Here is a 21,052-nt window from a genome sequence, read left to right as displayed (position 1 = left end):
CCAAACAGGTCGCAGAAAAACGCACTCAGATCGCACCGCGCATTCTTTCGCCCTTGGGATCGAACAAGGGTTCGCTGAGCAGACGCGCGGACAATCTCTCGCCTAGCAGTTCGATCTCCCAGCCCTCTGCCTCTCCGGCGATCTCCCTCGGAACATAGCCCATGGCAACCGATTTTCCGGAAGCGTGCGCATAGCCGCCGGAAGTCACCCAACCTTTCACTTCACCTCTGAACCAGATCGGCTCGTCACCGATCACATCGGCGTCCTTGGCTGCAAGTATGAAGCTGCAAAGACGGAGCTTGCCGCCCTGCTGCTTTTCCTTGGTTGCCGCCGCCTTGCCAATGAAGTCCGCGTTCTTCGTCAGGGACACGAACCGTCCAAGGCCCGCTTCATAAGGGCCGTAGATCGGTCGGTACTCACGCGCCCAGCTTCCAAAGCCCTTTTCGAGGCGAAGAGCATTGAGCGCACGTGACCCGAAGAGCGCGATGCTATGCGCCGCACCTGCATCCATCAGAACATCGAAGAGGTAGCGCTGATACTCCGGGCGGCACCAAATCTCGTAACCCAGGTCGCCGGTGTAGCTCACCCTCCCAACCAAAGCAGGCGCCATGCCGATATCCATCCAGGAAATCGCCATGAAGGGAAAGGCCTGATCCGACAAATCGTGGTCCGCCAGGCGCGCCAGCAAATCTCGGGACTTCGGCCCCGCCAGCGCCAGACCGACGAGTCCCAGACCCTCCGCCTTGACCGTCACCGAGCCATCTCCGGGAAGGTGCTCTTCGAACCAGCGCATATGGTATTCCTCGGCGATCCCCGATCCCGCGATGAAGAAGGCATCTTCGCCCAGATTGGCGAGCGTGAAATCGCCGATCAGCTTGCCGTCGTGTTTGAGCATTGGCGCCAAGGTCATGCGTCCCTGATCGGGAATCCGGCAGGCCAGGATACCGTCCAACCAAGCGCGCGCGCCCGTGCCGGTCACACTGTATTTTGCAAAGCCTGAAATCTCGCTCAAACCCACGGAACTGCGGACGGCCCTGGCCTCTTTGCCTACCTGCTCGAAATCGCTTGAGCGCCGCCATGAAAAGCTGTCCTTAACCCCCTTCGGCGCGAACCACAGAGGAACCTCCAATCCATAGGCAGCACCAAACTGAGCGCCTGATTCCTTTAGTTTGTCGTAGATGGGCGTCGTTCTGAGCGGCCGCGCGGCGGTCAGCTCCTCGTTGGGGAACTTGATGGAAAAGCGGCGCGAGTAATTCTCGCGCACCTTTGCGTTGGTGTATTTTAGCGTTGCCCAATCGCCATAGCGGCCGACGTCCATGGCCCAGACGTCGAAACCCGGGTCACCTTCGATAATCCAATTCGCCAGCGCGAGACCGACACCACCGCCCTGGGAGAAACCCGCCATGACGCCGCAGGCGCACCAAAAGCCCGGCAAGCCGCGAACCGGGCCGACAAGCGGATTGCCATCCGGTGCGAAGGTAAAGGGGCCATTGATGATCTGTTTGATGCCGGCGTTCTGGAAGGCCGGGAAATGCTGAAAGCCCACCTCCAACGACGGTGCAATGCGGTCGATATCCGGCTCAAGAAGTTCATGCCCGAAATCCCAGGGCGTTCGCTTCTCGGACCAGGGGACACAGGCTTTCTCATAGGTCCCCATCAACATGCCGCCGCGTTCCTGGCGCAAGTACAGCTCACCGTCAAAATCCACAGCGTGCACCACTTCCTTCCCCGTGGTGCGGTTGACCTCGGCAACTTCGGGCATGTCTTCGGTGATGAGGTACATGTGCTCCATCGCCAAAACCGGCAGCTCCAACCCCACCATGCGCCCAACCTCGCGCGCCCAAAGTCCGCCCGCGTTGACCACGTGCTGCGCCAGGATATTGCCCTTGTCGGTCACCACCAGCCATTGCCCGTCCGGTTGGCGTACGATGTCTTCGACCTTGGTATGACGGTGAATCTCGGCGCCCAGTTTGCGTGCCGACTTGGCGTAGGCATGGGTCGTGCCCGAAGGATCGAGGTGGCCGTCGACGACCGTCCGCATGGCCCCGACAAAACGCTTGGGGTCGAGCAAGGGCATGTCCTGATGCGCTTCTTCCGGCGTGATGATCTCGGCTTCGATCCCCAGATAGCGACCCTTGGCGACAAGCCCCTTGATCCAATCAAATCGCGCCTCGGTCGCCGCCAGCATCACGCCGCCCGTCATATGCAGGCCCGTTGATTGCTCAGACAGCGCCTCGATCTCCCGGTAAAGCTCGATGGTGTATTTCTGCAGCTTGGCGACGTTGGGGTCGCCATTGATCGTATGCATGCCGCCCGCCGCATGCCAGGTCGACCCGGAGGTAAGCTCCGAACGCTCCAGCAACACCGAGTCCTTCATACCGAACTTCGCGAGGTGATAGAGAACCGAGCAACCGACGACGCCACCGCCGATGACAACAACTTGCGCGTGGGATTTCATAGAGTGGGCCTTCTTCCTTGCTTCTCGTGTCCAAGTGGCCAGAGGCCGTTAATGTTGCCTTTGCCAGCGCCCCCTTCAGGGTTCGCCGGTTCCGATTGCCTCCTTGCGTCGCGCGATGTAGGCATCGACCGCTTCCAGCCGCGCGGGATCGATTGGCGGTGCCTCGTATTCCTGCAACACCCTTTGCCAAACTTCCGTCGCGCGAGCCGTGGCATCCTTCGCGCCGGCAATTTCCCAATTCTCGTGGTTCTGCCAGTCACTGAGGAGCGGTTCATAAAACGCGGTCTTATAGCGCTCCATCGTGTGGGACGATCCAAAGAAATGCCCACCCGGCCCCACTTCGCGGATCGCCTCCAGACCAAACTCCTCCTCTGACACCGCAATCGGCTCCAGAACCTTGGCCATGCACTGCAGCGTCTCCACATCCATGATCAGCTTTTCAAAAGAAGCGACGAGCCCACCCTCCAGCCACCCGGCGGCATGATAGATCAGGTTCCCGTATCCGTTGACGGCACCCCAAAGGGCGAACTGCGTCTCGTAGACAGCCTGACCGTCGACCGTGTTGGAGGCATTGCAGGCACTCGTGCGGTAAGGCAGCCCATAGCGTCTTGCTAATTGTCCGCCGGCCATATTCGCCTTGCAGTTCTCCGGCGTGCCAAAAGCGGGGGCGCCTGATCGCATATCCACGTTGGAGGTGAAGCCGCCGTAGATCACTGGCGCACCGGCGCGGACCAACTGGGTGAGAGCAATGCCGATCAAGGCTTCCGCATTTTGCTGCACCAACGCCGCCGCCATGGTGACAGGCGTCATCGCCCCCATCAGCGTGAAGGGCGTGACAATTACCGCCTGTCCCAATTCGGCCATCTGCATGGCGCCCTCGGCCATGGTTTCATCGAGCTTACGGGGCGAATTGATATTGATGTTGGTGATGGCGCCGGGGCTCTCGGCCATTTCCTCCAACGTCAGCCCGCGCGACAAGGCCATGATCTGGGCGGCATCACGTGCGCGCCCCGCACCGATCGATACGCAGTTCCAGATCTTGTCCGTATAGACGATGTTGGCCCGACAGGTATCGAGGTGACGGTTGTTTGCGGGCAACTCCTGAGGCGCCGTTGCCTGGTTGCCCAGGAAGGAAATCACGTTGAAGCTTTGCGCCATCTTGATGAGGCTGCAGTAGTCTTCGAGATTACCGGCACGACGGCCACGCAAGCAGTCGTGGACGTTGGGCGGGCCAGAAACCAACCCAAAATTGATTGCATTTCCACCAATCCGAATTGCGTGACCGGCATTACGGGGCGTTAGCATGAACTCATTTGGCGCTGTCGAGATGAGCTGCAAGATCAGCTCAGGCTCCAGGCAGACAACGCCGGAGGCTTCATCGACCGTGGCCCCGGCCTTGCGAAACAGGTCGCGGGCCCGGACACTCATAACCTCGACGCCTTGCTCGGCAAGCAAGCGAAGCGAGGCCTCGTGCACCGCTTCCAATTGATCGTCGCTCAGAGGACATAACGGCGGAAACGGCGATTCGATGTTGCGCCAGGGAATTTGGTTTAGCGCACGCGCTTCAAAATCCTCACGCGCCGATTGGCGACGGCGGCGGCGCGGGCTCTCTTCAGTCATTGTGGCGAACTCCCTTGGTGCTGCCCTCTCTGTATGATGCTAGGGGCAGCGACTTTGAGAAATCAGCCCTCTCTCGACTCTAACTAGAACAAATCCGACACCCGACGGTTCCTTGCCTCAGGCGCTAATGACACCGCCGATTGATCTACGTCATCCCGCTAATCGGTTTATGCAGCGACAATTGAGATTGTGGCGGTTCAACCCCAGGAACGGAGATCATAGTCACCATGCGTATAACCTTTCTCGGTGCGGCGGGAACAGTGACCGGGTCAAAGTATCTGGTCGAAGCTGCCGGCAAACGCCTGTTGATAGACTGTGGCCTATTCCAAGGATTCAAAAACCTGCGCCTGCGGAACCGTGAACCGCTATCTGTTAACCCAGCAACAATAGATGCCGTGATCCTGACGCACGCCCACATTGATCATTCGGGGTATCTGCCGCTGCTCGTACGTGACGGCTACAAGGGCCCGGTCTTTACGAGCCGCGCGACCGCCGCGCTTTGCGGCATACTCCTGCCGGATAGCGGCCATTTACAGGAGCGCGACGCCGAGTTCGCCAACCGCCACGGTTTCTCGAAGCACTCTCCGGCTTTGCCGCTGTACACAGAAGAGGATGCCCGCCTAGCGTTGAAGTCCCTCCGAGAGGTCTCCTTCGAAGAGTCCATGGAACTCGGGGACGGCGTCAGCTTTACCTTACGGCGCGCAGGTCACATCCTTGGCGCGGCAATGGTTGAACTGCGTGCCGAGGAACGCAGCCTGCTGTTTTCCGGCGACCTTGGACGTCCAAACGATCCCGTCATGTTACCACCTACGGTTGGCCTTGAATGCGATTACCTGGTGGTGGAATCAACCTATGGAAACCGCAGGCATCCAGATGGCGATGTCGAGGAAAAGCTGGCCGACGTCATTAATCAGACAGTGTCAGGCGGCGGCAGTGTTTTGATCCCCTCATTTGCGGTCGGGCGGACACAGGCGCTGCTTTATCATCTCCACCAACTAAAGCAGACTGGGCGAATAGCAAACGTGCCGGTTTATCTCGATAGCCCCATGGCCATCGACGCAAGCGAGCTTTTCCTGGCACATCACGATGAACATCGACTGACGGCGGCGGAGAGCCGATCAGCGTGTCGGGCAGCAACCTTTGTACGCGACGTCGAAGGCTCAAAAGCACTGGACCGCTCCAGCATGCCGCTCATCATTATTTCAGCCAGCGGCATGGCGACGGGTGGGCGCGTGCTCCATCACCTCAAGCATTTCGCGCCGGATCCGAAGAACACCATTCTGTTCGCCGGTTTCCAGGCCGGCGGCACGCGCGGCGCGGATATGGCCGAGGGGGCAAACCGAATCAAAATTCACGGTTACTATTACCCGTTGCGCGCTAAGGTCGAGATGCTCGACATGCTTTCAGCACATGCGGACTACTTTGAGATTCTGGCTTGGCTGACGACCTTCAAACGCGCGCCTCGCACAACTTTTGTCACGCACGGCGAGCCTGCCGCCGCCGATGCCTTGCGCCACAGCATCGAGGAAGCCCTCGGTTGGCGTTGCCGGGTTCCCGATTATCGTGATGCGGTGACTTTGGAATGACGCCGTCGCGACGCGAAAACAACGGCGAGGCCGAGGCACCCTTCCAGTCCTTGACACCGGACGCAGCGCTTGAGCGCCTACGGTCGTCGATGCAAGGGCTGGAAACGGAGGAGGCCGCGCGGCGTCTGGCGCGGGAAGGACCGAACAGCCTCCCAAGGCCACGGAAGCGGGGCCCCGTCGCCATCATCCTGCGCCAGTTCGCAAATCCGCTGGTCGTGCTTCTAATCGCCGCCGCATCGGTATCGCTGCTTATCGAAGAGCCTGCGGACGCACTGTTTATCGGCGCCGTCCTTTTGTTCAACGCCCTCGTTGGTGCGTTTCAGGAATGGAAAGCCGAACGGAGCGCCGAGGCCCTTGATCACTATCTGGGAACAATTGCCCGTGTGCGGCGACCGAGCGATTCCGGTCACACGCTCATCCGGCAGCCCGCCAGCCAACTCGTTCCCGGGGACGTGGTCGAGGTTGAAGGCGGCGATGCCGTGCCTGCTGATATACGTCTTTTGTTCGCCCAAATCCTTGCCGCCGACGAGTCTCTGCTAACCGGGGAATCAGAACCCACGAGTAAGGACACCCAGCACCAATCTGCGACTGAATGCGGATTGGCGGATCAATGGGGAATGATCTTTGCCGGGTCGACGATCGATCGAGGCCGCGCCGTGGGCCTCGTCACAGCGACCGGGGCCAAGACGGCTATCGGAGGCATTTCAAAATCCCTGCACAGCCCGGATCTGAGCGACCCGCCCCTGGTCGTGCGGGTTCGGCATTTTACCCGGCGCCTATCGATCCTGAGCCTTCTCGCCGTATCGGCAATTGGGTTTGCCGCCTACAGCCGAGGCACCGCCCTGGAAGAGGTCTTCGTAACCGCCGTCGCCTTGGCCGTCGCAGCCATTCCCGAAGGTTTACCGATTGCAATCACCGTTGCCCTATCAATTGCCAGCCGCCGCATGGTGGCGCGGCATGTCATCGTGCGTTCGCTCCCTGCCGTGGAAGGGCTCGGTGCTTGCACGCTGATCGCAAGCGATAAGACCGGGACCCTCACGCAGAACAAGCTAACGGTCGTGCAACTGTTTTCGCCCCTCGACGGGAGCTGGGACTCGGCAATAGATATCGACACCTCATCACCGGGCAAGGCACGACTTTTGGAAGCAGCCTGCCTTTGCAATGATGCAGAGATCGGACCGAACGGTCCGGTAGGCGACAGCGTGGACTGCGCGTTTCTAATGGCCGCCCGCAGAAGCGGACTGGAGCGCGCGAAAATGGCACTGGAGCACCCCCGGCTGGCAGAAATTCCCTATGAACCCGCAAAGCGCTTTCAAGCCACTCTCCACGACGATGCCAAAGGGGGTTATCTGGCTTGCGTCAAAGGCGCGGCGGAAACGGTGTTACCCCTTTGCGCCAACAGCTCCGAGGAAATGCTTCAGTTGGCCGCCTCCTGGGCTGCCGAGGGTTTGCGCGTAATTGCCGTTGCTCAAGGACAGGTCCCGCGAGAGGCCCTTGAAAAGGGGGAGCCCCCTCAGAACCTAAAGTTCTTGGGATTTGCAGGAATCAGCGACCCTCTACGCCCCGACGCTCCACTCGCTGTCCAGCGATGTCAGCAAGCTGGGATTGAAGTTCGCCTTGTCACCGGCGACCACCCGAAAACCGCCTTGGCCGTTGCCTCCGACCTTGGTATTGCCCAGCACCCAAGTCAGGTTATCACCGGCACGGAACTGCATGAGGCTGGCGAAGGCGCCGCGGCCCTCATCGCTCGCGCGCAGGTATTTGCACGGGTTGAGCCGATGCAAAAACTGCAGATCGTCGAGACCCTGCGCGAAACAGGGCACTTCGTCGCGGTCACAGGCGACGGCGTTAATGACGCGCCCGCCCTGCGCGCTGCGAATGTAGGTGTGGCCATGGGTCAGGCTGGCACCGATGTGGCCCGCGCAGCCGCCGACCTCATCATCACGGACGACAACTTCGCATCCATTGTCAATGGGATCGAGGAAGGACGAATTGCCTATAACAACGTCCGTCGCGTGACCCTGCTTCTGCTGGCCACTGGCTTCGGTGAAATCGTTTTGTTCCTGCTGACGCTGGTCGCGAACCTGCCCCTACCGCTCTTTGCGGTCCAACTGCTGTGGCTCAATCTCGTAACCAATGGCATTCAAGATATCGCGCTGGCTTTCGAACGGAGTGATCGGGATGTGCTCAAGCAAAAGCCCCGCCCACCGGAGGAAGCACTGTTCGACGGCCGTATGGCCGAACAGGTGTTGCTGGCGGGACTTTACATGGGAGTGGCCACGTTCTTCGTTTTCCAACAAGCCATTGCGCAAGGTTGGAGTGACGCGGAGGCAAGAACCACGGCCCTGCTGATGATGGTGCTTTTCGAGAACGTGCAAGCGCTCAACAGCCGCTCGGAACGGGTCTCGATCCTTCGCTTGCCGCTGCGTGACAACCCCGTCTTGATCTCGTCTATTCTACTGGCGCTAGGACTTCACTTGGCGTCTGCCTGGATTCCGGGATTGGGAAGCACCCTTGGGATCGTCCAGCCAACCTGGTACATGATCGTATCAGTTCTGCCCCTGGCACTAGGGCTTGTCGTCGTCATGGAGCTATACAAATGCTTGCGCGGCAGAATTCTTTGAGCAGGCCACCATCGGCATTGATCAGGCGGGCGGCTTCACACCCTCAAGATTGAAATCACGATGAAAAAAGCGATCGCGATCCTCACGCTGCCACTGCTCGAAGACCCAAGGGTCCTTGTCCTGGGGAAGCGGTCTGGATGGCAGATAGAACTCTACCGAGGACCAGCCATCGCACAACATCACATCGCCGGCCACGCGTCGATAGTTCACACCTTCAAACCGGTCTAGGCGCGCGATTTCGTCATAAACCAAGCCGATCATAACAATTCCCTCGGCCCTGGCTCCCTCCTCTGCTACCAGCATGGGGTACGCCGTGCCACGCACCCGGCGCACGGCATACCCGGAAAGCGTGGCGCTCCTCAGATCCTGCGGTGCACCGGCCCGACCGATCACCCGTTCGCGCACCAGCGCATCGCGCAACGTTCCATAAAAGAAAAGATCAGGCATCGCACGCCCCCTCAATCTCACACAAATCTGTTGATTCCTTAGCCGTCTTCGCCCTTGCCGAAGCGGCGGCGCTTGGCCCGCAATGACAGCGGCAAGCTTCCAAGATAGAGAAGCGATCCCAAGGTCATCGCCAGCCAGACGTTGGTGAAGAGGAACGCCACGAAAGCCGCCATGCCCAACAGGGTCGGGAACAGTAAATCCCGCCGAATGCTGACCTTCTTGACTGCAAAGGTCGGTATCCGGCTGACCGCGAGAAAACCAACGAAAATGAGATAAAAGGCCGCCAGTACCGGCGCGCCCTCGATTACCGATACGCCGAGGAAATGGAGGAACAACGGGAGCAATGCCAACAAGCCCGCGGCTGGCGCAGGCACGCCGACATAGAACTCTTTTCCCCAGGCTGGCCCGTCGGTCGCCTGGGCCATCACATTGAAGCGCGCCAAGCGCAGGCCGCAGCAGATCACGAAGATCAAGGCGGACAACCAGGCCAGCGGCCCGGTCCCCTGAAGAAGGCTTAGGTAGAGCAGCAATCCAGGAGCAACGCCGAAATTGACGAAATCGGCGAGGGAGTCGAGCTCTGCGCCGAACTTGCTGGTGCCCTTCAACAAGCGGGCCACGCGACCATCCATGCCGTCCAGCAAGGCGGCCAGCAGTATGAGATAAACGGCCATCGTCTGCCGCCCGTCGATGGCAAAACGGATGGAGGTCAGACCGGCGCAAATCGCCAGCACCGTCATCAGGCTGGGAATCAAGAATCGGATTGGAATAGCCTTACGGCGGCGGGATTCGGGCATCAGCTAATCCTGGCGCCACGCTGCGCCTCCTTACTTGTCAGATCGGCAATGACCGTTTCGCCCGCGACCGCGGTTTGTCCCACGGCGACCAGCGAGGCGGACCCAACCGGTAAATAGACATCCAAGCGGCTGCCAAAACGGATCATCCCAAAGCGTTCTCCAGTTTCAAGGTGACGATCTTCCTCCACTTCGCAGAGGATACGGCGGGCGACAAGCCCGGCGATCTGCACAACGCCGAGATCGCCATAGCCGCCGTCAATTTCTACTGCCAGGGCATTGCGCTCGTTATCCTCGCTGGCCTTATCGAGTGAGGCATTCAAGAACTTGCCCGGCGTATAAACGATTTTGGTGATACGTCCAGCGATCGGCAAGCGATTCACATGGCAATTGAACACGTTCATGAAAATGGAGACCCGCACGCGCGGCTCATCACCAAGGCCCAGAGTCGAAGGCGGCGCTACCGGGGCGACACTGCAAACCTTGCCGTCGGCAGGTGAAATCACGAGTCCTTCGCGCAGCGGCGTCGCCCGCTCGGGATCACGGAAGAAATAGTAGCACCAGAGGGTCGCGCCCGCCCCAATCCAACCAAGTGGTTCGATAAACAAGAACAGAACAAGCGTCACTGCGGCAAAGATGCCTATGAACTTCCACCCTTCGGAATGAATTGGCGGCGCTACGATCTTCAACATGTCCATGGTATTCGAAAACCTCACAACTGATGGTGCACAGCAACCCTCTGGTCGCCCATTTGCCCGGCAACATAGACTGCCCGTCGATCCCATACCAGAATTCTAATGTAACGACACGGCCGGTGGCGCGAGAGAACCTGCGGCCACCGCAAACGTCAGGTCATCCGTCTACCGCGGATATCCGGGTCTAACGCAGATGTGAAGTTACCGCTCTCTCCTTGGCGCAAGGATTCGGATAGATTGCCTAACTTGCTTTTTGATGAGACGGAATTTCCATGGAATCGATTTACTATTCGATCTGCTGGCATTGCCACCGCCGCTGCAAACACTGCTACGAGGACCGGTTTCATCCCTATGCGCGCGACGCCTTGGAAGGCGTCGTCGCCGAGGCCGAGGCAAATGCGCCGCGCATCATCGCCAACTTGCCGGATCGCATGACCTTTCTGGATCGCGACGAACCGGACGTGACCGCGCCCGGCGGATTTCGCGAGAAGGTCGGGCGAATCATTCTGTCCGGCGGCGAGGTGCTTACCGATCCCGTGCGCACGCGCGTTCTCTATCCCATCATCGAGGGATTACGTGCCAAGTACGCCAACAGGGGCGGCGTCAAGATCGTGGTCCAGACGACTGGCGATCTGGTGACAAAGGACATTGTGACGGAACTTCTTGCCCGCGGAGTCTGGATGATTTCCGTTGCTGGCATCGACGATTTCCACGTCGGCATGGAAGGCGACAAGAAACGAGTCCTTCAGGAGAAAGTGACCGCCATATTTAAAGCTGCAGGCATGCACCCGTCCGGACTCGACGCCACCAAACGTAAGTGGACGGATGAAGCAGGCCCGATTTACAGCTTCTTCGGGGCAACCGAGGATGCCTGGATCGGCAAGCTTTGGCCGCGTGGCCGTGCCTGGAAAAACGGCCTGTCGAAAGCCACGATGGCCGACAATTTTTGCAACGCCTGGTCTGGTGGCCTTGGGTTCTTGGATCATCGTTTCTCAGGCTCGGAAGTCGCCATTGAACCGACGGGCCAGATCTTCCCCTGTTGTATGAAAACCGGGCGCGCGTTGGGCAACCTGACCGAGGAACCGTTACTGGAGATTCTCGATTCTCTGGTGGGGCATCCAGTCTATGAGGCCATCAATGCCGGCGACCCTGGGAAAATGGGTCTGGCGCAGGGCTGGAGCGTAGCGGATTTTGAAGCCGCCTGTCACACCAAGACGCCCAAGGGCGACGACTACGCAAATCTCTGCATAGGTTGCGACCGGTTCCATGAAACAGTCATGGGGCCGCTTCTGGAGCAACTCCGAAGCAAGCGGGAAGCCGATCGTCAAAGGCGATCTTCCCTCGAGACTGCCAAATAGCCGATAGTATTCCATAGCCGCCCCCGATAGGAGAGCTTCCGATGCCCCTACGCCTGCAAGTCTTTGCCGTCCTTATCCTTCTGGCGCTCCAGTTTCCTCTATCGCCCCGGGCCGCTGAACCTGACCCGGGAAATTGGTCGGCCGTGCTTGAAGAGGCGAAAGGGCAGACGGTTTACTGGAACGCCTGGGCAGGCGAACCGCGAACCAATGATTACATCGCCTGGGCCGGCAAGCAGGTGGCCGAGCGTTATGGAGTCGACGTTGTCCACGTGAAGCTTGGTGACACCGCCGAAGCGGTGTCACGGGTCGTCGCGGAGAAAGCCGCCGGAACCCTGACGGGCGGGGCCGTCGATCTCATCTGGATCAACGGCGAGAACTTCGCGTCGATGAAACGCAACGGCCTGCTGTTCGGTCCCTGGGCGGAGTCCCTGCCCAACTTCCCGTTGACCGACCCCGACAACAATCCCGGCGTGCGCAATGATTTTACCGTGCCTGTCGAGGGGTACGAGGCACCCTGGGGGAAGGCGCAGATCGTTTTTTATTATGACCAAGCATTCGTATCCGAGCCCCCGACAACACTGGCGGCGCTATTGGAGTGGGCGACGGCGAACCCCGGTCGTTTCACCTATCCGCTCCCGCCCAATTTCCTAGGGTCGACTTTCCTCAAGCAAGCGCTGTTGAAGCTGGTGCCCGACACAGCCCCTCTCTACCGGCCAGTCGATGAATCCGATTTCGCGGTCGTCTCCGCGCCACTCTGGAGCTATCTCGACACGCTTCACCCCCAACTCTGGCGGCAAGGCCGCGCCTTTCCGGCGAACAGCACAGAGATGCGCCGCCTGTTAGCCGACAGCGAGATCGCCATCAGCCTGTCGTTCAACCCTGCCGAAGCCTCCTCCGCCATTGCCAACGGCGAGTTCCCGGATACGGTTCGCAGCTTCGTCTTGGACGGCGGCACTATAGGAAACGTGAGTTTTCTAGCCATTCCCTTCAATGCCAGCAACAAGGCTGGCGCGATGGTTCTCGCCAATTTCCTGCTGTCCCCAGAAGCGCAGGCACGCAAGCAGGACCCCGCTATCTGGGGTGGCGAGACCGTGCTGGTCATGGATCGCCTAGATCCCGACGAGCGCGCTCTTTTCGATCGCCTTGACCTCGGTGTCGCATCACTCAAGCCTGATGAGTTGGGGGCCATCATTCCGGAACCGCACCCAAGTTGGATGGAGCATTTGGAGGCTGAGTGGCAGCGGCGCTACACGGACCAGTAATGAAATCCGGCACGCACCCATGCCTTAGGCTCGTGCTGTCGTGTTGAGAGTCGTTCCCTATCTGACCGTGGCGCTTCTGGTTGGCCCAATATTGGCCGGGATCGCTGGCGCTTTCCTGCCGGCATTTGGTTGGATGCCTACGCTTGGTGGTTCGAGCCTCACGCTCGAACATTGGGCGCACCTGTTTCAGCGGCCGGGCCTCTGGACTTCGGTTTGGATCAGCCTAGCAAGCGGCTTGATTACACCTGCCGTTTCCTTGGCCATCGTGTTTCTTTTTCTATCGGGTTCGGGCGGCACATGGCTGGACCGCTGGCTCAAACGGGCGATTTCACCGCTGCTTTCGATACCGCATGCCGCGGCTGCGTTCGGCCTCGCCTTTCTGATTGCGCCTTCCGGGTTGATCGTGCGCTTCCTTTCACCCTGGCTGACAGGATGGGACAGGCCACCGGACCTGCTGATTGTACATGATCCCTCGGGATTGGCGATGATGGCCGGACTCATAGCCAAGGAAATACCCTTCCTGCTCCTGATGAGCCTGGCTGCATTGCCACAGATCGATGCGCCGCGCCGCTTGGCCGTGGCGCGGTCGCTTGGATACGGCCCCGTAACCGCATGGCTCAAAGCGGTGGCGCCGGGACTTTATCCGCTGATCCGATTGCCCATCTACGCCGTCATCGCCTTTGCCTCATCGACAGTGGACGTCGCCTTGATTTTGGGGCCGACCAATCCACCGACCCTCAGCGTGGCGGTGGTCCGCTGGCTAAACGATCCCGACCTGTCGCTGCGCTTCGTGGCCTCGGCCGGTGCGCTGCTGCAACTTCTAGTGACCTTTTCAGCACTTCTGACCTGGCATCTCATGGAGCGCCTCTTGGGGTTTTGCGCACGCGCCTGGTACACGAACGGGCGCAAAGGCCACTGCGACCGCTTGCTGGCAAAAGCAGGAGCCGGCGGAATCACGTTGGCCGCGTTTGCCGCTTTCGCGGGACTGGCCGGATTGGCCGTCAGTTCCTTTGCGGGCTTCTGGCGTTTCCCCGACACGCTGCCACAAGCGATTACCATGAAACACTGGGTTCGTGCTTTGCCAAACATAGAGGGCCCCTTCGTAACGGCGCTTCTCGTTGGCTTGGTGGCCACGTCGATATCGCTCATTCTGGTTCTCGCGGCATTGGAGAACGAAGTCCGCAGCAACCATCCTGCTGGCCGACGGGCAATGCGTATTCTGTATTTACCACTGATCGTCCCGCAGGTTGCCTTCCTCTTCGGTCTCTTGATCGGGCTGGAGGCGGTGGGCGTTCGGCCGGGGTTCTGGCCGGTCGCGTTCGGTCATGTGTTGTTCGTCCTGCCTTATGTTTATCTGTCACTGGCCGAGGCTTACCGGCAGCTCGACCCGCGCTGGATCATGGCGGCCCGCACGTTGGGCAACACGCCGACCCGCGCCTTCTGGATGGTGCGTCTACCGATGCTTACGACCCCAATACTGACCGCGGTGGCGATTGGGCTGGCCGTCAGTATCGGCCAGTACCTTCCTACACAGTTGCTAGGCGCAGGCAGGGTCCCCACGATTACGACTGAAGCTGTGGCGCTCGCCACAGGCGGCGACCGACGTGTGATCGGCGTCTGGGCCCTGGTGCAGGCACTCGTTCCCGCCTTGGGCTTCGGCTTGGCATTATTGCTGCCGCGCCTGGTGTGGCGTCACAGGCGCCAATTGAGAGAGGTGCATTAATGGCCCACCGGCTGCTGTTGAACGATATCCGGATCCGCCTCAAGGAAAAGGTTTTGCTCTCGCTGAACGCAGAGATCGGCCCGGGAGAGGTTCTGACTGTGATGGGCCCTTCCGGATCGGGGAAATCAACCCTCCTCGCTTATGTCGCGGGCTTCTTGGACCCTATATTCTCGGCACAGGGAAACATCTTGCTCGATGGCGAGGATGTCACGTCCAAACCTGCCGAGGCCCGCCATATCGGACTGCTGTTCCAAGACCCCTTGCTGTTCCCGCATCTTTCGGTTGGCGGCAACCTTCTGTTCGGCATGGACCGTCGAACTCCCAACCGCAAGCAGCGCATGTGTGACGCCCTTGCCGAAGCCGGACTGCAGGGATTCGAGCAACGGGATACCGCGACCCTGTCGGGCGGACAGAAGGCCCGGGTAGCGTTGCTCAGGGTCTTGCTGTCGGAACCACGCGCTGTGCTTTTGGATGAACCCTTCTCTAAACTCGATCAGAGTCTCAGGGATGATTTGCGGCGACTGGTCTTCGCCCGGCTTCGACAAGCGGGGCTCCCGGCACTCCTGGTAACTCACGATGCCGCTGACGCACAGGCGACCGGCGGCCCGGTCGTTGAACTAGCTGAGCATTAGACTGCTATGAAAAGTTGAGCTGCGAAACCGTCGCTTGGCGGTTGCCAAAGGGCGTCTCGACCTCGACAACGCTCCCCTCATCCCACCAACCCAGTTCCAGCATCCCTATCGCAACGTTGCAGCGGAAATCAGGCGACCAAACCGCCGAAGTGACCTGCCCAACCCATTGGTCGTCGGTATGGATCGCCCAGGGCTGCGTTGGCGGTGTCAGCGCTTCGCCCGCAATCCGCAAACCTCGGATCATCCGTTGTGGTCCTTCCATTGACGCGCGAATCAAAGCATCGCGGCCAATGCAGCCAATGGCGTCAGCAGTCTGGCAAAAGCGGCCAAGCCCACATTCGTGCGGTGTATTCTCACGCGTCATATCGTTGCCGTAAGACAACAATCCCCCCTCAATCCGCTCAATCAAATTCGGACAACCTGCACGCACCTGAAAGGCTTGCCCCGCTTCGAACAGCTTGTCCCACAGAGCGCCACCGAAGCTGGAGTCCTGCAAGTAAACCTCGAAGCCTCCCTGTTTGCTATAACCTGACCGGGCAACGACCAACGTTTGACCGTCGAGTTTGACTTCCCTAAATCGAAAGAAACGCAAGCTACGAATGTCCTCGCCAAAGACAGCCGCCATCAGGTCGTCGGCGCGGGGTCCTTGAACCGCCAGCGGCGACACGTCCGGCTCGTCGACCGCGGCATCCAACCGCATGCCATTCGCCAGCCCCTTGACCCAAAGCAAGAGATCGGAATCGGCAATCGAAATCCAGTAGCGGTCCTCCGCAAGCTTCAAGGTAACCGGGTCGTTCAACATGCCGCCGGTTTCGTCCACCATCGGCGTGTAGAAACATTGACCGACCGACATACCGGATAGATTGCGCGGCGTGAGCAATTGAACGAGTCGCTGCGCGTCGGGCCCTCGCACCTGAACCTGCCGCTCGCAGGAAACGTCCCAGAGCTGTACTTGCCGCTTCAGATGATGGTAGTCGGCCTCCAGGGATTCAAACACCGTGGGTAGGAGCATGTGGTTATAAACGGTGTAAGCCTTGACGCCCTGCGCTTCAACGCGATCGGAAAAAGGCGTGCGACGTGTTCGGCGCGACCTCGAAAGAACGGGGGGCATTCTCGTTTGTGTTTCACGACCCTGCATAGCTAGCGTGTCCCTTGATCGAGTGAGCGTTGAATAGCCAATCATTATCCTGCAGCAAATAGTTCATTGCACAGGCTGTCCAGGGTGAAGCGATTGACCATGCCGAGTCGAGCGCCTTCTGCACCCGACTCTCCGTAACTGCGAGCGATCCGATTTTACCTACCCGAGTAATTGTTTTAAGCTCATTGCTCCGGTTACGGGAATTACCCGGATTCCCTGTAGCGGCACCGAACAGGAACCGCGCGATGCCCCAGCGAATACGACTGCGCGTTGCTTTGATCAAGCCGTCGCACTATGACGATGACGGCTATGTCATTCAGTGGCATCGCTCTTCGATTCCCTCGAACACCCTAGCGTCCCTCTACGGCATCATCCGGGACCGGGCGGAGGAGCCCGATTTGGCCGGGCGCATGGCAGTTGAGTTGGATGCCTACGACGAAACCAATTGCATTATTCCGATCAAGGCCATCATCGCTTCCTGCAAGGCCGCAGATGCTTCCTTCGTTGGCCTGGTCGGGGTGCAGTCCAATCAATTCCCAAGGGCATTGGAATTGGCACGGCAGTTTCGCGCCGCCGATATCCCGGTAATTGTCGGTGGCTTTCACGTCGCAGGTTGCCTTGCCATGCTGCCGGAGATACCGCCGGAACTGCGCGAGGCTGAAAAGCTTGGCGTTTCTCTTTACGCGGGTGAAGCGGAAGGCCGCATCGACGAAATTTTACTGGACGCCTGCAACGGTACAATCAAACCGCTTTACAACTATATGGCTGCCTTGCCGGACATGGCTGGCGCGCCTTCTCCCTTCCTGCCGAGCACTCTGGTTTCGCGCGCGGCCGGGCATTACACCAGCTTCGATTCCGGACGCGGGTGCCCCTTCCAATGCTCCTTTTGCACGATTATCAACGTCCAGGGCCGCAAGTCCCGATACCGCACGCCCGATGACATCGAACGGATCATTCGAGAGAACGACGCGCAAGGGATTCGGCGCTATTTCATCACCGACGACAACTTTGCCCGAAACAAGAACTGGGAAGCGATCCTCGACCGCTTGATACGGTTGCGCGAGATCGACGGCCTCCGCTTCAAGTTCATCATCCAGGTGGACACGCTCTGCCATAAATCGCCCGGATTCATTGAAAAGGCTGCCCGTGCGGGTTGCAACCGCGTCTTCATCGGCTTGGAAAACATCGACCCGGAGGCGCTGCTCAGTGCCAAGAAACGCCAGAATAAGATCTGGGAGTATCGGGAGATGCTCCAGGCCTGGAAGGACGCGGGCGTGGTAACCTATGCTGGGTATATCTTGGGTTTTCCCGAAGACACGCCCGAGAAGATTCGCCGCAACATTGAAATCATGAAGCGGGAGTTACCGCTCGATCTCGTCGAGTTCTTTTTCCTGACGCCTTTACCAGGCTCGGAGGATCACCAGAAGATGGCGCGCAACGGGGTCTGGATGGACCCCGACCTGAACAAATACGACCTGAACCATCGGGTGTCGCATCACCCTCTTATGAGCGATCAGGCTTGGGAGCAGATCTACCTGGACGCCTGGAAGCAGTATTACACGCTGGAACACATCGAAACCGTGCTGCGTCGGGGCGTCGCGCGAGGACTGAACACCAAGCAACTCTTCCTGACACTTGGCGCCTTCTACGGGTCCGTGACGATCGAAAAGCTGCACCCGTTGGAAGCCGGGTTCTTCCGGCACAAGGTCCGGCTTCAAAGACGGCCCGGCTTGCCGATCGAGAATCCTCTGATCTTCTATCCTCGTCGGGCCTGGGAGATCACGACAACACATTTGAAATGGCTGGCGCTTTATCTGCGGCTCAAGCGCCTGCACGCTCGCGTTCTGAAGGACCCCGCCGCCAAGAACTACAGCGATCAGGCCCTGATACATGGCTCGCAGGAGGACGAGGATAACCTGGACCTCATTCGAACCTTTGAGGACGCCATACCAAACACCTACGGCGCTCCCGTCAAGCATGCGAAAGCCGCTGGTCTCTAGAACAGTTACCCAGCGCTAGTAACCCGCATTCCGATCCACCTCGTGGAGCAGCGGTTGGCCCGCCTGCAAGCGCCTGTAGTTTTCGGCCACGTCCGCCAATCCCCCTGTCAAATGCCATCCGGAAACGTGGGGTGTGACGGTGATTTTTGGATGTGACCAGAAAGGATGGTCGTTTGGCAGAGGTTCCTGGCGCTGAACATCAAGCACAGCTCGGGAAAGATGGCCGTTATCAAGGGCGGATAGCAAAGCCGCTTCGACAATCAGATCGCCTCGACCAACGTTGATCAAGACGCTGCCCGGTTTCATTGCCGCAAAAGCTGCGGAGCCGAGGAGGTCTTGGGTTTGCGGTGTAGAAGGCAGCGCCGACACCACATAGTCGCAGGCGCCCAAAAGGGGGAAGAAAGATTTCTGCCCCGCGTGGCAAACAACGCCCTCAAGCGTCTTGAGGGACCGGCTCCAGCCCATAACATTGTAGCCGAGCGCGGCAAAAGTTGCGGCTATCTGGCCCCCTATGTGACCAAGCCCCAACACACCCACCGTTGTTTCCGCAGCTTCTCGCGGCTCTCTGGGTGACCAAGCGCGGCTGCGCTGCGCGTCTTCGTAGTACGCCATATCGCGCTGCTCCCGCAGCACATAGCCCAAGCTAAAGGCTGCAATCTCCCGGGCCGCCGTTGCCGGCTTGAGGCGCGCGATTTTCACCGCAGGCGGCAAATCGGGTTGCGCAACGATGGTCTCGACGCCGGCGCCCAACTTCTGGATCAACTTGAGGTTAGGGAAGCGTCTGGCCTGACCGGGTTTGAGGCGTGCGACCGCCAGCATCTCAATCGCCTCAGGTGTACCAACATCGCGCGCGCAACGAACATCGACTCCGGGCAACAAGGGGCGAAGAATGTGGGCCAACTTCTCATCGGTCATCCAGTCCGGATCGTCGATGTCTATCAACAAAGCCATGAATCAGGTACCTCGCGTCATCTGTCCGGCGGCTTCCTCCGACCCGGCGCGTTCGTCGATGGTGTGGCTCAAGATCCATCGGCGAAAGCACTCTATCTTAGGTGTCGCGCGCTTGGCATCAGGGATCACCAGATAGTATGCGCTTTGCGGCCTGGCAACATGACTATGGGCGAGGATTAGCCGCCCCGCCGCCAGTTCACGACGCACCAGAACCAAGGGCAGGATCGCAATGCCATGCCCGGATAGTGCCGCCTCTATCACCATCTCGAATTGCGAGAACATGAGACCGGAAGGGGGCGCGGCCAACTCACGCCCCAGGCTCTTGAACCAAATTGGCCAGGACAACGGTCGTGTGGTGTGCTGCAAACTGCGGAACTCCAGCAATTCCTCAGGCGCATCGAACGACCGATCGATCAATCGGGGCGAGGCCACCGGGGCCAGATCCTCAGGCATCAGGAAATCCGATTGCAAGCCGCGCCAGGGGGGATCGCCCTGAACGATCCCGATATCGATTCGTTCCGGATCGAACTCCTCGTTCCTCAGATAGGTGATGCTGTTTGTGCTGAACTCCGGATGGGCCTCCGCGAAAGCCAACAGGAGAGGCAGCAGCCAACGGGACCCGAGCGTCGGGTAAACCCCAACATTGATCGAGCCTTCCCGGAGGTCGAACGAACGCAATCTGAGAGTGGTGGATTCCAAGTCCTCCAAGAGCGGCACGATCTCGGCCAGATATCGAGCGCCTGCGTCGGTCAGCCGGACCCGCTGCCGTACCCTCGTAAAGAGGGGGCGATGTAGGAAATTCTCCAGAATGGCGATTTGCCTGCTAACTGCGCTTTGACTGAGATTTACCTCTACGGCAGCTTGGGTGAAGCTGCCGCTTCGTGCCGCCGCTTCAAAGCAAAGCAAGGCTGTTGTCGACGGTAGACTGCGACGCATGCTGAAACTCCCTTCATGGAGCGATAGTCGCTAGTTAATCACTTTTTCTGATTAATTAATGCCAAAATTCCGATATTTTTCGACTATTTCCCCGTTCATAATCTGAAAGTCTGATCGTTTAAAAGCTAAGGAGCGGAAGTGCCATGGGTGCGGATTCAGGTTCGATTCAGGACGATAGCACCAGGATGAAAGCTTGGTTGGCCACACGCCTGGACACGCGATCGGTAGCCTCTTTCGTTCCAGGTCCAGGTATTGCCCGGCTAAACCTGATGTTCGACATCGCCAAATTACGCGAGGCCTTGACGGTTTGCCTCTCGCGCGCTCACTACCAGGGCAATATGCAGGCCGAAGGCTTTGCCGCCTTACCCCTCACACGTCGACCCGGCGTGGCCGAGGTTTCGGAGAACGACCTATCCGGCCGCTACTGGTTGCGCCCCGACGACAGCTACGAGGAGGTGCCGCGCGAAGAGTATGTCGATGAGGCTGCCTATTCCGAGTTTGACCCGATGTTCGCGGGAACCTATTTCGAGGAGGTATACCATGCGCTGAGCCAGCGCTTTACGATCGGCAGATTGCGCGTGCTTTCCAAGGGCCTCTACAATTGCAACTCCTGGCATCGTGACCCTGAACCTCGGCTGCATATTCCGGTTGTCACCAACCCAGGCTCGCTCTTCATCGTCAACCATCATGTCACCCATTTGCCGGCCGACGGATCGGTGTATTTCACCGATACACGGGGCTATCATACGGCGCTCAATGGCGGCGAGACGCAGCGCGTACACATAGTGGCCGCCTTGCCGGACGGCCGCATCTGATGCTTGCCCACCGAGA

At 59.3% G+C, this 21,052-nt stretch carries 16 protein-coding genes; 8 read left to right on the top strand and 8 right to left on the bottom strand.

Going from position 1 to position 21,052, the window contains the following annotated elements; genetic code table 11:
- Positions 1-25: 25 nt before the first annotated feature.
- On the bottom strand, positions 26-2,458 hold the full coding sequence (locus FHR98_RS12735) for a GcvT family protein (RefSeq protein ID WP_183417083.1): 2,433 nt from the start codon (positions 2,456-2,458) through the stop codon (positions 26-28).
- A gap of 75 nt (positions 2,459-2,533) precedes the next feature.
- Positions 2,534-4,078, bottom strand: coding sequence for a trimethylamine methyltransferase family protein (locus tag FHR98_RS12730; protein WP_183417082.1), 1,545 nt, complete (start codon positions 4,076-4,078; stop codon positions 2,534-2,536).
- Positions 4,079-4,305: 227 nt separating this feature from the next.
- Between FHR98_RS12730 and FHR98_RS12725 the strand changes: the two genes are divergently transcribed.
- Both FHR98_RS12725 and FHR98_RS12720 read left to right on the top strand, forming a co-directional pair.
- Positions 4,306-5,664 carry an MBL fold metallo-hydrolase RNA specificity domain-containing protein gene (locus tag FHR98_RS12725; RefSeq protein WP_183417081.1) on the top strand — a complete coding sequence of 453 codons (1,359 nt, stop codon included), beginning with the start codon at positions 4,306-4,308 and terminating at the stop codon, positions 5,662-5,664.
- On the top strand, positions 5,661-8,288 hold the full coding sequence (locus FHR98_RS12720; protein WP_183417080.1) for a cation-translocating P-type ATPase: 2,628 nt from the start codon (positions 5,661-5,663) through the stop codon (positions 8,286-8,288). The genes FHR98_RS12725 and FHR98_RS12720 overlap by 4 nt, the downstream gene beginning before the upstream one ends.
- Positions 8,289-8,309: 21 nt before the next feature.
- Here the strand turns inward: FHR98_RS12720 and FHR98_RS12715 are convergent, their stop codons facing one another.
- From FHR98_RS12715 to FHR98_RS12705, 3 genes are read right to left on the bottom strand one after another with little or no spacing between them, the layout of a single operon-like run.
- A complete protein-coding gene (locus tag FHR98_RS12715) occupies positions 8,310-8,735 on the bottom strand; it encodes a gamma-glutamylcyclotransferase family protein (protein ID WP_183417079.1) in 426 nt (141 codons plus the stop codon).
- A gap of 38 nt (positions 8,736-8,773) precedes the next feature.
- On the bottom strand, positions 8,774-9,529 hold the full coding sequence (gene pssA / locus FHR98_RS12710; RefSeq protein WP_183417078.1) for a CDP-diacylglycerol--serine O-phosphatidyltransferase: 756 nt from the start codon (positions 9,527-9,529) through the stop codon (positions 8,774-8,776).
- Positions 9,529-10,224 (bottom strand): phosphatidylserine decarboxylase, encoded by a 696-nt coding sequence (locus FHR98_RS12705; RefSeq protein WP_183417077.1) that lies wholly within the window; start codon positions 10,222-10,224, stop codon positions 9,529-9,531. Before FHR98_RS12705 ends, pssA begins: the two co-directional genes overlap by 1 nt.
- A gap of 269 nt (positions 10,225-10,493) precedes the next feature.
- Here FHR98_RS12705 and FHR98_RS12700 point away from each other — a divergent pair, with 269 nt between their 5' ends.
- From FHR98_RS12700 to FHR98_RS12685, 4 genes are read left to right on the top strand one after another with little or no spacing between them, the layout of a single operon-like run.
- On the top strand, positions 10,494-11,579 hold the full coding sequence (locus FHR98_RS12700; RefSeq protein ID WP_183417076.1) for an SPASM domain-containing protein: 1,086 nt from the start codon (positions 10,494-10,496) through the stop codon (positions 11,577-11,579).
- 41 nt (positions 11,580-11,620) lie between these two features.
- Positions 11,621-12,841 (top strand): ABC transporter substrate-binding protein, encoded by a 1,221-nt coding sequence (locus FHR98_RS12695; RefSeq protein ID WP_183417075.1) that lies wholly within the window; start codon positions 11,621-11,623, stop codon positions 12,839-12,841.
- A 40-nt stretch (positions 12,842-12,881) separates the two neighbouring features.
- The gene (locus tag FHR98_RS12690; protein WP_183417074.1) at positions 12,882-14,564 is read left to right on the top strand and encodes an ABC transporter permease; all 1,683 of its coding nucleotides are present in this window, start codon (positions 12,882-12,884) and stop codon (positions 14,562-14,564) included.
- Complete coding sequence (locus FHR98_RS12685) at positions 14,564-15,196, top strand: ATP-binding cassette domain-containing protein (RefSeq protein ID WP_183417073.1); 633 nt, start codon at positions 14,564-14,566, stop codon at positions 15,194-15,196. Before FHR98_RS12690 ends, FHR98_RS12685 begins: the two co-directional genes overlap by 1 nt.
- 4 nt (positions 15,197-15,200) lie before the next feature.
- Here the strand turns inward: FHR98_RS12685 and FHR98_RS12680 are convergent, their stop codons facing one another.
- On the bottom strand, positions 15,201-16,334 hold the full coding sequence (locus tag FHR98_RS12680; protein ID WP_246377814.1) for a dimethylsulfoniopropionate demethylase: 1,134 nt from the start codon (positions 16,332-16,334) through the stop codon (positions 15,201-15,203).
- A gap of 245 nt (positions 16,335-16,579) precedes the next feature.
- On the opposite strand from FHR98_RS12680, the gene FHR98_RS12675 reads away from it, so the two are divergent.
- Positions 16,580-18,334 carry a B12-binding domain-containing radical SAM protein gene (locus FHR98_RS12675; RefSeq protein ID WP_183417072.1) on the top strand — a complete coding sequence of 585 codons (1,755 nt, stop codon included), beginning with the start codon at positions 16,580-16,582 and terminating at the stop codon, positions 18,332-18,334.
- Positions 18,335-18,349: 15 nt separating this feature from the next.
- Here the strand turns inward: FHR98_RS12675 and FHR98_RS12670 are convergent, their stop codons facing one another.
- Together FHR98_RS12670 and FHR98_RS12665 are read right to left on the bottom strand one after the other, a co-directional pair.
- A complete protein-coding gene (locus tag FHR98_RS12670; protein ID WP_183417071.1) occupies positions 18,350-19,285 on the bottom strand; it encodes a 2-hydroxyacid dehydrogenase in 936 nt (311 codons plus the stop codon).
- A gap of 3 nt (positions 19,286-19,288) precedes the next feature.
- On the bottom strand, positions 19,289-20,221 hold the full coding sequence (locus tag FHR98_RS12665; protein ID WP_183417070.1) for a LysR substrate-binding domain-containing protein: 933 nt from the start codon (positions 20,219-20,221) through the stop codon (positions 19,289-19,291).
- Positions 20,222-20,364: 143 nt separating this feature from the next.
- On the opposite strand from FHR98_RS12665, the gene FHR98_RS12660 reads away from it, so the two are divergent.
- Positions 20,365-21,036: a hypothetical protein gene (locus FHR98_RS12660; RefSeq protein ID WP_183417069.1), complete on the top strand. Its 672-nt coding sequence runs from the start codon at positions 20,365-20,367 to the stop codon at positions 21,034-21,036.
- Positions 21,037-21,052: the final 16 nt, after the last annotated feature.

Source organism: Limibacillus halophilus (genome assembly GCF_014191775.1).
Lineage (GTDB): Bacteria > Pseudomonadota > Alphaproteobacteria > Kiloniellales > CECT-8803 > Limibacillus > Limibacillus halophilus.
Note: the sequence above shows the minus strand (reverse complement) of the source record. Positions and strands in the feature narration are given on the sequence as shown.